The organism is Streptomyces sp. SGAir0957 (genome assembly GCF_043523415.1).
On record NZ_CP027293.1, the window covers coordinates 3,848,998 to 3,861,398 of the forward strand.

The 12,401-nt window shown below is 71.1% G+C and carries 9 protein-coding genes; 5 read left to right on the top strand and 4 right to left on the bottom strand.

Features of this window, described 5'->3' with window-relative positions:
- The first annotated feature begins 107 nt into the window (after positions 1-107).
- Positions 108-308 carry a DUF397 domain-containing protein gene (locus C1N81_RS22130; protein ID WP_394431712.1) on the top strand — a complete coding sequence of 67 codons (201 nt, stop codon included), beginning with the start codon at positions 108-110 and terminating at the stop codon, positions 306-308.
- A 206-nt stretch (positions 309-514) separates the two neighbouring features.
- Here C1N81_RS22130 and C1N81_RS22135 read toward each other — a convergent pair whose 3' ends face one another.
- Positions 515-1,369, bottom strand: a complete 855-nt coding sequence (locus tag C1N81_RS22135) for a hypothetical protein (RefSeq protein ID WP_394431714.1) — start codon at positions 1,367-1,369, stop codon at positions 515-517.
- A gap of 101 nt (positions 1,370-1,470) precedes the next feature.
- On the opposite strand from C1N81_RS22135, the gene C1N81_RS22140 reads away from it, so the two are divergent.
- Positions 1,471-2,265 (top strand): SDR family oxidoreductase, encoded by a 795-nt coding sequence (locus C1N81_RS22140; protein WP_394431715.1) that lies wholly within the window; start codon positions 1,471-1,473, stop codon positions 2,263-2,265.
- A 445-nt stretch (positions 2,266-2,710) separates the two neighbouring features.
- Positions 2,711-4,276, top strand: coding sequence for a sodium:solute symporter family protein (locus tag C1N81_RS22145; RefSeq protein WP_394431717.1), 1,566 nt, complete (start codon positions 2,711-2,713; stop codon positions 4,274-4,276).
- Positions 4,277-4,729: 453 nt separating this feature from the next.
- Here the strand turns inward: C1N81_RS22145 and C1N81_RS22150 are convergent, their stop codons facing one another.
- A complete protein-coding gene (locus C1N81_RS22150; RefSeq protein ID WP_394431719.1) occupies positions 4,730-5,851 on the bottom strand; it encodes an ADP-ribosylglycohydrolase family protein in 1,122 nt (373 codons plus the stop codon).
- Positions 5,852-6,033: 182 nt separating this feature from the next.
- Entirely contained in the window at positions 6,034-7,983 is a 1,950-nt protein-coding gene (locus C1N81_RS22155; RefSeq protein WP_394431721.1) for a LamG domain-containing protein, read from the bottom strand.
- 410 nt (positions 7,984-8,393) lie between these two features.
- On the opposite strand from C1N81_RS22155, the gene C1N81_RS22160 reads away from it, so the two are divergent.
- Positions 8,394-9,836, top strand: a complete 1,443-nt coding sequence (locus tag C1N81_RS22160) for an FG-GAP-like repeat-containing protein (RefSeq protein WP_394431723.1) — start codon at positions 8,394-8,396, stop codon at positions 9,834-9,836.
- Between the two features lie 16 nt (positions 9,837-9,852).
- On the opposite strand, the gene C1N81_RS22165 is transcribed toward C1N81_RS22160, so the two are convergent.
- Positions 9,853-11,388 (bottom strand): CehA/McbA family metallohydrolase, encoded by a 1,536-nt coding sequence (locus C1N81_RS22165; protein ID WP_394431725.1) that lies wholly within the window; start codon positions 11,386-11,388, stop codon positions 9,853-9,855.
- 144 nt (positions 11,389-11,532) lie between these two features.
- Here C1N81_RS22165 and C1N81_RS22170 point away from each other — a divergent pair, with 144 nt between their 5' ends.
- Positions 11,533-12,375, top strand: a complete 843-nt coding sequence (locus C1N81_RS22170; protein ID WP_394431727.1) for an LLM class F420-dependent oxidoreductase — start codon at positions 11,533-11,535, stop codon at positions 12,373-12,375.
- Positions 12,376-12,401 lie beyond the last annotated feature (26 nt).

A 12,401-nucleotide genomic window follows, 5' to 3' on the forward strand; every position in this document is an offset into this window, starting at 1 on the left:
GTTGGCGAGTAGCGTCGATCACGCCATCAAGACAACATCGTTGGCGAGAACCGCTCTGGACCTCCAGGCGGGGAAGCATTCGACCACCGGCTAAAAGCGGAGCAATCATGGCAATCCAGCAGGGCGCCACCGAATCCTGGGTCAAGTCCTCCTATTCGACGGGGAACGGCGCGTGCGTCGAGGTCCGGTCTCCCGAACTGTGCGCGATCGCGGTCCGGGACTCCAAGGTCGAGCAGGGCCCGTCGATCGACTTCGGCCCCGAGACCTGGACCGCGTTCGTGCGGAAGGTGAGCGCGGGTTCGTTCTAAAAGGCGAGGAACGGCACAACAACCTCACATGCACCACTCAGCACCACCAGCACGACCAGCACCACCAGCACGATCAGCACCACCAGCACCACCGGCACGCCCAGCACCACCCAGCGTCACCTGTATGACAGGCACCACCGTGGGAGCCCTCTCGACTGGCCCGCCGTCCCGGCCGAGGGGGCTCGGCTTGTGCCCAAAAACCTTCGCTACCGCAATTGATCGACATAGCGGTCGGTGCCCGGCACGGTCGGTACGAACGGCGCCATGAGCTCCACCCGCGCCCCGAGCCCCGCCCCCGCCACCTGCTCCGCGAGCCCCGTGAACCGTTCCTGCCAGCAGTCGCGCGGGTCGGCCTCCAGGAACCACAGCAGGGTCAGGCGGGTGTCGACGCCCTCCACCTGTTTCACGTAGGTCATCCGGTCGCCGGGCAGCGGCGTGGGCCGGAAGAGGGTGACCATCGCGGCCGGCGACCCGGCCAGGGCCTCCGGCAGATGCCGCGAGCGCAGCCACTCCACGAGTTCGGGGCGCCGCTCGCCCCGCTCGACATCGACGACCTCCAGGACGAGCCCCGCGTACGGGTGGTCGAGGGCATGGAAGTCGCGGGGCCCGGCGGCCCCGTCCCGGTAGACCGTCGCCTCGTGGTCCTGGAACGCGGTGAAGACGTGGGTGCGGTCCTGATGGACGCGGCCGTCCCGGTTGAGCCGCTTGTTGATGCCGACGGTCCACCTCATGTGGTCGTCGTAGCGGCCCTCGGTGATCCAGTACGTGGAGAGGTAGCACCCGGCGGTGACGGGCTCGGCGACGGCCGACTTCGCGGGCAGGCGCAGGAGTTGCAGGTCCCGGGTGGCGACCCAGCGCCGGCCGGCGAACATCCAGGGCATCGCCATCGCACCGGCGTAGTAGTGATCGTCCTCGTACCAGCGGTTGTACGCGTGCTCGTGCCCCGGGTGCGGTTCGACCATGGTGATCAGGGCGTGGCCCGGGTGGACCCCGTAGGGGCCGAGGGCCGCCAGCTCCGCGTACGTCTCGCTCCGGGTGTCGGACCCGGGCCGTGCGTCCATCGCCACCACTCCTTCTTCCGCCCCGCTTCTGCCTTCCGAAGTCCACGTGCCACCCATACTCTGACGGTCCGTCAGCTAATTGGCCAGACTCGGGAGGCCCCATGGGCACAGGTGAGCTGCTCGCCGGCAAGACCGTGATCGTCTCCGGCGTCGGCGCCGGGCTCGGGCACCAGGTGGCGGCGGCCGTCGTGCGCGACGGCGGCAACGCGGTGCTCGGCGCGCGCACCGAGGCCAACCTCGCGAAGACGGCGGCCGAACTGGACCCGGAGGGCGCCCGGACCGCGTACCGGGCGACGGACATCGGCGACGAGTCACAGTGCGAGGCGCTGGCGGCGCTCGCGCGGGAGCGGTTCGGCGGGGTGGACGCGGTGGTCCACGTGGCCGCGTGGGACAGCTACTTCGGCGGCCTGCAGGACGCGGACTTCGAGACGTGGCGCCAGGTCATCGACGTGAACCTGCTCGGCACCCTGCGCATGACCCGGGCCTGCCTGCCCGCGCTCAAGGAGCAGGGCGGCGCGGTCGTCATCATCGGGACGCAGTCGGCGGTGGCCGCGCCTTCCCAGGTGCGGCAGGCCGCGTACGCGGCATCGAAAGGGGCGCTGACCAGCGCGATGTACTCGCTGGCGCGCGAACTGGGGCCGCACCGGATCCGGGTCAACACGGTGCTGCCCGGCTGGATGTGGGGCCCGCCGGTGCAGGCGTACGTCCAGTTCACCGCGCACACCGAACAGGTGCCGGAGGACGAGGTCCTGGGGAGGCTGACCGAACGGATGGCCCTGCCGGAGCTGGCCACCGACGGCGATGTGGCGGACGCGGCGATCTTCCTGGCGTCGGACCGCGCGAGGGCGATCACGGGCCAACAGCTGCTGGTGAACGCGGGAGAGCTGATGCGCTGAGGCGTGAGCGGACGGCATCAGGGGGTATGAGCGGGCGGCATCAGGGAGGTAGAAGCCGGCGGCATCAGGAAGGTGTGAGCGGGCGGCACAAGAAAGGTATGAACGGCGAGTCGAGGGCGATCGATCCCCTCCTCCAGGTCGTTGCGCGACCGCACGGGACCCGCATCCCGTGCGGTCGTTCGCGTGTGTGCGGCTACTGACGAAGTGCCCGCTCATCGTGTGGGCGGCGTCACGTTCACGACAACTCCCCGTCGAGTAACGAAAATGCAAAATCGTTCGACTTGCTGATCTGGGTTCACATCCATGACCCATGAAACTCTTGACCGGCCGCCCGAACAAGCGGTTCAATCCCGGAAGTCCCCACTCCCGCAAGGGGGCGCCCGCTGGAACGGACGTACTGACGAAGAGCCGCAACGTTCACAAGGCGGACCCCTGGAGGGGGCACATGAACAGTCTCGACTGGGCCGTGCTCATCGGCTACTTCGGCATCATGGTCGCGATCGGCGTCTGGTCGCACAAACGCGTGGACAACGTCAGCGACTTCTTCACCGCCGGCGGCAAGATGCCCTGGTGGCTCTCCGGCATCTCGCACCACATGTCCGGCTACAGCGCCGTCATGTTCACGGGATACGCCGGTATCGCGTACACGTACGGCGTCACGTCCTTCATCACCTGGTCCTTCCCCATCGCGCTCGGCATCGCCATCGGCGCCAACCTGTTCGCGCCGCGCATCAACCGGCTGCGCTCACGGCTGCACGTGGCCTCGCCGCTCGAATACCTCAAGAACCGCTACAACCTGGGGACACAGCAGGCGCTCGCCTGGTCCGGCATGTTGCTGAAGATCGTGGACGTGGCCGCCAAATGGGCCGCCATCGCCACCCTGCTCGCCGTCTTCACCGGTATCTCCATCAACCAAGGCATCCTGATCACCGGCGCCATCACCGCCGTCTACTGCACCATCGGCGGCCTCTGGGCGGACGCGCTCACCGAACTCGGCCAGTTCATCATCCAACTCATCGCCGGTATCGCCATGTTCGTCGCCGTAGTCTCCAAGCTGGGCCCCTTCGGCGGCATCTTCGGCGTCTGGGACGAACCGGAACTGGCAGGCCACGGGAGACCACTGGTCGGCCCGTACGGCACGGTCTTCCTCCTCGCCTTCCTCTTCATCAAGCTCTTCGAATACAACGGCGGCATGCTCAACCAGGCCCAGCGCTACATGGCCACCAACAGCCCCCGCGAAGCCACCCGCTCGGCCCGCCTCTCCGCCGTCCTCTGGCTGATCTGGCCGGTGGTCCTGTTCTTCCCGATGTGGGTGTCACCGCTCCTGGTCAAGGCAGAGAAGCCGGACGGCTCGGACTCGTACGGCCTGATGACCGAACAACTCCTCCCCCACGGGCTCCTCGGCCTCGTCATCGTCGGGTTCTTCTCCCACACGATGGCCATGTGCTCCTCCGACGCGAACGCGATCGCGGCGGTGTTCACGCGGGACCTCGCGCCGGCGCTGTCGAAGAAGGCGAAGGAGCAGTGGATCGGCAGCAAGGGCCTGCTGGCCGCGCGCCTCACGACCGTCATCTTCCTCGGCCTGTCGATGGCGGTGGCGACACAGGTCAACTCCCCCACCTTCAAGGACATCATCACGGTCGTCATCAAATGGGTCGCCGGGCTCATGGGGCCGATCGCGATCCCGATGATGCTCGGGCTGCTCCGCCCGTTCCGCAAATCCGGGCCGACCGCGGCGCTGACCAGCTGGGCGATGGGGCTCATCGCCTTCTGGCTGGTCAACTACCCCATCAGCTGGAACGTCGACGGCGGCGTCCCCCTCCAGTACCAGGTCTCCATCCCGCTCGCCGTCTCGCTGCTGCTCTACATCGTCATCGGCTTCATCAAGCCGGAGGACACACCTGAGCGGGATGCGCTGATCGAACGCCTCAACACGGATGACGACGGGGCGGGCGCCATCGGGGCGATTCCGTCTCCGACGGTGGCGGGGGATGAGGTGCGGCGGCTCTAGGGGTTGTGCGGGCCTGTCCTGGACGGGCCCGCGGCGCTGGGGGTGCCGGGCCGTCGCGGGGGCCTGCCGGCACGGTGCCCCTGCGCTGCGCTGCGCGAGGCGACCGGGTCCTTGCGGGGGCCTGTCTGCACGGTGCCGCGGCGCTTGCCGAAGCCACGGGGTCCTTGCAGACGCCTCTTCACACGGTGCCCCGGCGCCGGGGTGCCGCCTTGCCCACCCTGCCGCCCCAGGCGGCAGATTGCCCAAGGCGGGGCGGGGTGGGCCTTGGTCGGTGACCGGACGGGGCACCGGGGTGCACTCGCGTTGCTACGGGAGGGGACGTGTCGGGGTGCCCCCGCAGGACTCCGCGGGAATGCAGTCCAGGCTCACTCGCCTATGGCGGACCGTGGGGGATGAGGCCTATCCGGCCGAGGAGGTACCCCGGCGCGGCCCCGCCCCCCCACGCCCCCACTCTCAGGCCCGCGGATACCGCGTAAGCCACCCCGGGGACGAGACCCCCGGTCCATGCAGCGCAGCGCCCTGCGTCATTTCCATCGCGAAATCGTCCGCCAGCAACAGAATCGTCGCCCGCCCCTCCAACTCCGCCACCCACGCCGGAGGCAACGCCGTCTCCCCGTGCAGCGCCCCGAGCAGCCCCCCGCACAACGCCCCCACCGCGGCGGACGGCCCATCGTGGTGGACGGCGAGCCCGAGCCCGTGCCGTATGTCCTCCCCGACGAGCGCGCAGTACACCGCGGCGGCGAGCGCCCCCACGGCCCCGCCCTCGCCGACCAGTTCCCCGACCCGCGAGGGACTCGGCATCCCTTGCCGCACCGCCCCCACCGCGTGCTTGAGCGCCTCGACGACGGGCGGATGCCCCGGCCGCGCGGCAAGCAGCACGAGAGTCCGTTGCACGGCCGCGTCCAGCGACTCCCCGCGCGCCAGCGCATGCACGATCACGGCGTACGCCCCGGCGGCGAGATACGCCTCGGCGGCACCGTGCGTATGGACGGCGCATTCGACGGCCAGTTGCAGCACGAGCTGCGGCTCCCACCCGACGAGCAGCCCGAACGGCGCCGACCGCGTCACCGCCTCGGCCCCGACGGCCTCGGGGTTCTTCGGTTTGTCCAGCGTCCCCATGACGTCGTTGCCGAGCCCGAGCAGGCACGCCTGGGCGGCTCCGCGCCGCGCGTACAGCCATTCCTCGCGCGCCAGCCAGCCGTCTTCTTTGCGGCGTTCGTCGGGCCCCCAGTCCCGCTGGGTGGCGGCCCACCGCAGGTAGGCCCGGTGCACGTCGGTGGGCGGATGCCAGGCCCCGGTGTCGCGGCGCACCTGCGCCCGGATCAGCCCGTCGACGCTGAACAGCGCGAGTTGCGTCGCCGCGGTGACGGCGCCCGTACGTCCGTACGCGGGTACGAGCCGGGTGAGTCCGGCGGCGCCGTGCGCCTCCCGGATCCCTTCGAGGGTGAGCCCGTTGAGCGGGGCACCGAAGGCGTCGCCGAGCGCGGCACCGAGCAGCGTGCCCCGTACCCGGCTGCGGAAGTCCTGCTGCTCGACGCGGCCCCAGACGGCCGCGGCGGCGACCGGTGCGCCCATGGGATCCCCTCCTCCGGGCAGCACTGTAATCGACCGAACGCGACCGGGAACGTTCGCTTGAGCGACCGATATGACCTCGCCACTTATGCGAAGAGACGCCCCCGAAATCACATGAGACAGACTTTGCCCAATTAGCGAAGGCGTACAGGCACCGCACGTCACTGCGTCCGGCGCCCGACGGCTCAGCAGAGGCAGGGTTCCACGCCGAAGCCCAGGCTCAAGATCTCGCTGTCGCTCAGCGCGCCGGAGAAGGCGTGCACCTCGTCGACGGCACCGCGCAGATACTCGCCCCAGCCGTCACCGACGTGACCGCGCCCGACTTGCAGCCCTCCGGTGCTGTGCCATGCCCCGTGAAAGGACACGGTCGCGTCGTCGCTGGTGTAACCGTCCAGGAAGAGCTTGATCTGGTCGGTCGCGTCGTCGTACACGACGGCCAACCGCTGCCCGGCGCCCTCACCACCGTCGGCGACCGCCGCCCGCGCGACGACCGTCTCCGCGGCGCCGGCCTCGTCGCCGTCGGTCACCACGAGCTGCCAGACGTGGCTCGCGGGAACGTAGCGCACCTTGAACGCGTCCGTGTTCTCACCCCCCTGCGAGAGCACCGTCATCGGACGGTCGGGGTCGGCGTCGGCGAGACGGACCGTCACACCGATGGTGAAGCTGTCGTCCGTGTCCACGACGGGCCCGGCCGAGGCCGCGTGTCCGGTGGCCCCGTCCAGCTCCAGGTGTCCGTCGCCCACGAGCGCGAGATCGGGGACGCAGTCCGGGTCCATCCAGCAGTCGTCCCCCGAGGAACGAAGGATCGTGGCACCGCCGGACAGCCCGAGCGGCGCGCCTCCGTAGAGTTCAGGGCTCATGCCGCCCTGGGCGTCCTCCAGCGACCAGTGGCCGCGCAACTCCGGTTTACGCAACCCGAGTTCCGCCACTTCCCCCGGGACGACCACCCGGTCGAATGCCCGTACGTCACCCACGTCGCCGTCCCAGCGGTCCCGGTACCCGCTCGCACCACGGGCCCGACCGATCTGGAAGGGTCCCGCGGCCTCGGCCGGCGTCGCCGCCTGCGGTGTGCCCACCTCATGGCCGTTCACGTACAGCGTGGCCAGGCCGGTCACGCTGTCGTAGACACCCAGGACGTGCGCCCATTCGCCGGCTTCGGGGGCGCCGCCGGTCACCTGCGCCCCGCCGAACCCGAAGACCCACACCGGTGACGTGCCGTCCTGCCGCAGGCCCAGGGTGAAACCGGGTGCGCTGCCCGCGTCCTGGCTGACCACGGTCCGTACGGCGTCCGTCCGCCCGGGGCGCACCCAGCCGCCCACGGCGAAGGTGTGCCGCGTATCGACGACCGCCGTGCCGGGCGTCAGGTACCCGTGCCCCGTACCGTCCAGGTGCGCGGTGGTCTTCAGCGCGGTGCCACTTGGCGCCGCGGCGCCGAAGGCGACTCCGGTACCGGCCCGGGCGACCGGCCCGGTCTCGGCGGCGGCCGACTTCGCACCCACGGCGTCGGCGAGGCCCCAGTGGGCCACCGGGGCACGGCCGGCCCGTACGAAGAAGCTGTAGTCCGTCTGGTCGCTCACACGACCGGATCGGTCGACGGCCTCCACTCTGAGCGTTTCCGTCCCCTGACGGAGCGGCAGGAACCGGACGGTCGCAGGGCCGCCGGGTTCCTCGGGCCGCGCGTAGTCGTAGGAGCCGCCGAGCCACCAGTAGCGGTAGGAGACGACGTCGTCGGACGGCGAGTCCAGGGTGAAGGTGCCGTACCTGCCGACGCCCTCGATCCACTGCTCTTCGGGATACTCCGGTGACGACACGACCGGCTTCGCCGGGTTCTCGTCGTCGTAGACGAACTCGCAGACAAAGCCGCCGTCCTCGGAGCTCCACGGGGAGACGGCGGTCCCGTCGTCCGCCCGCACCCGCCACGACACGACGGTGTCCGGCGGCACGTCGTCCGGCATCCGCCACGCCTGCGTCGAGCCCGACGACGTCGCGTTCGTCGTGTAGGTCCTGCGCTGCACCGCTCCGTCGGCGCCGGTCCACCACGCTTCGAACGCGCCCCGTACGGAGTTGAACTCGGCGGGCTGGTTGTCCTCCTCCGGGTCGTACAGCACGGCGGTCAGCCTCGGCGGCTCCGACACGTACGGCCGGTCCGCTCCTGTGGCACAGTCCTTGCCCCCCGTACCCAGATCCCGCACAAGCGGCCGCGCGGGCGGCAGGTTGTCAGCCGCGAGAGCCCCACCCGACGGCACCCCGACGACCACCAGCGTCGCCGAGCACACCAGCGCCGCCCGTCTGAGCCTTCCCGAACTACGCTTTCCGACAGTCAAGTTGAACCCCTCCCCATTGACCCCGCTGTGCTCGTCTCCGCACGCTCCGCACACGGACCGCAGGAGGCTAACAACCAGCACTGACAGAAGGCGCGCGAATTAGGGCCGTCGAATCCGTTCCGGAAGCCGTACAACGCTTCGCACGCCCCGACCGTCTCCCCTATGGATGTATGGATGCCGGTGTTTCCCGCGTATCCACCTCGACGTCACCGGGAGCCCACGTGCGCCGCACTTTGCTGACCGCCCTGACCCTCACCGCCGCCCTCACCGCCACCCTCACCGCCACGACCGGCCTGACGGTCACCACGGCCGCGGCCGCCCCCGCCGCACCGATTCCGCCCCGCACCCCCGTCACCGACTTCAACCACGACGGCTACGCGGACCTCGCGCTCGGCGCGCCGGGCAGTGCCGTGGGCGGTCAGCAGGGGGCCGGGGTCGTGGCGGTGGTCCACGGGTCGGGGAACGGGGCCGATGTCGCCCACGCGCGCGTGCTCAGCCGGGACTCCGCCGGGGTGCCGGGGGCGTCGGCCGGCGGGGAGTACTTCGGGGAGCGGACCGCCACCGGTGACCTCGACGGGGACGGCTTCACGGACCTCGTCGCCGGGTCGGTGAACGGGGCGCACCCCGTCGTGCTGTGGGGCTCCGCGACGGGGCTGAGCGGGACCGGGGCGGTCGGCCTGCCGGGCGGCTCCGGACTGTTCTCCGTCGGGGACTTCGACGGGGACGGCCACCGTGACCTGGTCACCGACGACTACCCCCGCAGTGACGACCCGGACAACGACGACGCCGGGATGACCGTCTCGTACGGCCCCTTCGAGCGAACGACCGGCGCGGCCGCCCGCACCGACCGGATCGTGACGAGCCAGACCTTCGGCCCGCAGGACTTCGTGGTCGGCGATGTCACGGGCGACGGCGCGGACGACATCGTCACGAGCCACGGCTTCGAGGAGATGGCGTACGCCAGCAAGTTCTGGAAGGGCGGCAAGGAGGGCGTCTCCCACACCTCGACCTCGCTCACCTCCAGCCTGGCGGGGGCCGTCGCCGACGTCGACGGGGACGGTTACGGCGATCTCGTCGTGCACGACATCGGCGACAACTACGAGGACATCGCCTACGAGAAGGGCACAGTCCGGGTCCTGTACGGCAGCGCCGCCGGACCCTCCACCACCCGTACGACGGCGATCACGCAGGAGACGAACGGCGTCCCGGGCAGCGGTGAGAGCGGCGACCGGTTCGGGACGGACATCGCCGCCGGTGACGTGAACGGCGACGGGTTCGCGGACATCGCCGTCGGCGTCCCCGGCGAGGCCATCGGCGACGTCACCGACGCGGGCGCCGTCGTCCTCCTGAAGGGCGGCAGGGGCGGTCTGACCGGCACCGGCGCGCAGGCCTTCCACCAGTCCACCGCCGGCGTCCCCGGCGCCAGCGAGAAGGGCGACCAGTTCGGGCTCCAGGTCCTGCTGTCCGACCTCGACGGCGACCGGCACGCCGACCTCACCGCCGCGGCCCCGCTGGAGGACGGCGCCTACCGCGACTCGGGCGCGGCCTGGACCCTGCGAGGCACCGCGACAGGCCTGACGACCACAGCCATCACCTCCTTCGGCCCCGCCACCCTCCACGCCCCCGAGCCGAACGCCCAACTGGGCCGAGACCTGGGCCGCTGACCCGCGGGACCGCTCGTCACTCGCCCAGGAACACCGGGTTCGTGAACGCCGCCAGGGCGCCGGGGAGGCCCGGGGCCGTCGAGGGGTGGCGGATCTCCGCGCGGACGTAGGCCGCGTACGAGGGGGTCGTGCGCCAGTTCACCGTGGACTCGCCGGAGGCGGGCAGCGCGGGGGAGGTGAACAGCGTGCCCTGGTCCGTCACCAGGTGGAGGGTGCAGCCTGGTGCGCCCTTCACCGACAACTGAACCGTCACCGGCGTGTCCAGCGCCACCGCCAGCCGTTCGCCGATGCCCGCGTGGGCGCCCTTGCCGCCCGTCGCCGTGAAGGCGACCTCCACGTCCTTGGACTCGGCCACGTACGAACGGCCCGCCTTGATGCCCGCCTGGATCGCGTCGCGGGACAGGTCGTCGGCCAGGACGACCGTCTGGGGGCCGCCGACGCGGTCCGGGTCGCGGTGGGCGTCGCTGTTGCCCATGGCCGGGATCCAGCCCGTCCGGCGCCCCGAACGGGTGTACGCGATCAGTGTGTTGTCCCAGTCACCGAGCGAGATCTCGTCGTCCGGGGTGTAGGGCCCGTTCCACACCTCCACCGCGTCCGCCTCGCCGAAGCCGAACTTCCAGCCACAGCCGATGCACGTCGCGTGCGGATGCGCGGGCACGACCAGACCGCCCGCCCGCCGGATCTTCTGCGCGTACGTCGCCCAGCGGTTGTCCCGCGCCCGGTAGCGCCAGTCGACGAAGGTCTCCGGTTCGACGCCGAGCGCCAGGACGTGACCGTTGCGCGTCGTGACCTCCTCGCCGATCAGCACCAGCAGGTCGTCGCCCGCCACGTCCGCCCAGTGGGCGTGGGAGGAGTGCGTGTTGTGGTCGGACGTGTTGATGAAGTCCAGGCCCGCCTCGCGGGCGAGCGCGCCGATCTCGGCCGGGGTGCGGCGCCCGTCCGAGTACCAGGTGTGCAGGTGGCAGTCGCCCCGGTACCAGGCCCGGCCGCGTCCACGCGCGCGGCTCGGCGGATACGTACGGGCGGGCGCCTTCCCCGGCGCCCCGTGCGTCAACGTCACCGTCACCTCGTACGGCAGCCCCTCCGGCGCCACCGTGTACGGCCCGAGGACGATGTGCCACGTCCCCGCGCGCACCGGACCCGGGAGGTAACCGGGCGTCGCGTCGTCCGCGCGGAGGAAGAACTCCGTGCGGGCGCCGCCCGACCAGCCGCGGAACCCCTTGCCGCCGAGCGCGATGCCGCGTTCGTCGAAGATGCCGATGTCCAGCGCGTTGTTCTGGGTGCCGGGCGGGACCGTCGCCTTCGTGTACGTGTAGGCGACCTTGATCTCGCGTACTCCGCGCGGCACTTCCACCGGCAGGTACACGTAGTCCGGCGCGCCCGGCGGCAGCGTTCCCTTGAGCGTCTTGGTGGACTCCGAGCCCTCGGGCGAGCCCTCGGCGGCGCTGGCGAAGCTCATGGTGGTGAGCGTAAGGGCGCCGGCGGCGCCGGTCACGAGCAACGACCGTCTGCCCATACCTGGCGCCTGCTCGTTCGTGTCGTCGGTGCACATATCGCGGCTCCCCTGAAGGTCGGGTGTGACGGGTGCGACCCTGGCATTGAGCCGTGAACTCCCGTGCAAGGGAAGGGGGGCGGCGGATGACGCGTATGTCGTCGGCCATGGACTCCTCGGGCCCCCGGCGCTACGAATGCCCGCATGCGGATCTCGACCACGATCTTCCTGACCGACGAGACCATCACCCCCGTCCGCCTCGCCCGCGAACTCGAACAGCGCGGCTTCGACGGCCTCTACCTTCCCGAGCACACCCACATCCCCGCCGAGCGCGCCACCCCGTACCCCAACGGCGGCGACCTGCCCCGCGAGTACACCCGCCTTCTCGACCCGTTCGTGGCGCTCGGGCAGGCGGCCGCCGTCACGGAGCGGCTGGCGCTCGGCACCGGCGTCACGCTCGTCGCCGAGCACGACCCGATCGTCCTCGCGAAGCAGGTCGCCACGCTCGACCACCTCTCCGGCGGCCGTTTCACGCTCGGCGTCGGCTTCGGCTGGAACCGGGAGGAAGCCGCCGATCACGGTGTCGAGTGGCGTACGAGGAGGGAGCTCACCCGGGACCGGATCGGCCTGATGCGTGCGCTGTGGGCCGCGGACCCGACCCCGTACGAGGGTGCGCACGGGCCCGGGCGGCGGTCCGTGCGCGCGAGCCACGCCTTCCCCAAGCCCGTCCGCGGCGGCGCGCCCCGCACCCTCGTCGGCGGCGCGGCGGGCCCGGTCCTCTTCGGCCACATCTGCGCGTACGCGGACGGCTGGATGCCCATCGGGGGCGGCGGTCTGAGCCGGACGCTGCCCGAACTGCGGGCGCGGTGGGAGGCGGCGGGACGGGACCCGGCGGCCCTTGAGGTCGTCCCGTACGCGGTCGTGCCGACGCCGGGCAAGCTCGCGCACTACGCCGAGCAGGGTGTGGCGGAGGTGGTGCTGCAACTGCCACCGGGCGACGAGCGGACCGTGCTCAAGGCGCTGGACGGCCTGGACCAGTACGTATGAGACACATCCACTCGTATGCTCGCTAC

Excerpts from the sequence above, each read along its gene's own strand:
- C1N81_RS22130 (WP_394431712.1), top strand. The coding sequence starts at position 108 with ATGGCAATCCAGCAGGGCGCCACCGAATCCTGGGTCAAGTCCTCCTAT.
- C1N81_RS22165 (WP_394431725.1), bottom strand. The coding sequence starts at position 11,388 with ATGTGCACCGACGACACGAACGAGCAGGCGCCAGGTATGGGCAGACGG.
- C1N81_RS22140 (WP_394431715.1), top strand. The coding sequence starts at position 1,471 with ATGGGCACAGGTGAGCTGCTCGCCGGCAAGACCGTGATCGTCTCCGGC.
- C1N81_RS22145 (WP_394431717.1), top strand. The coding sequence starts at position 2,711 with ATGAACAGTCTCGACTGGGCCGTGCTCATCGGCTACTTCGGCATCATG.
- C1N81_RS22135 (WP_394431714.1), bottom strand. The coding sequence starts at position 1,369 with ATGGACGCACGGCCCGGGTCCGACACCCGGAGCGAGACGTACGCGGAG.
- C1N81_RS22150 (WP_394431719.1), bottom strand. The coding sequence starts at position 5,851 with ATGGGCGCACCGGTCGCCGCCGCGGCCGTCTGGGGCCGCGTCGAGCAG.
- C1N81_RS22170 (WP_394431727.1), top strand. The coding sequence starts at position 11,533 with ATGCGGATCTCGACCACGATCTTCCTGACCGACGAGACCATCACCCCC.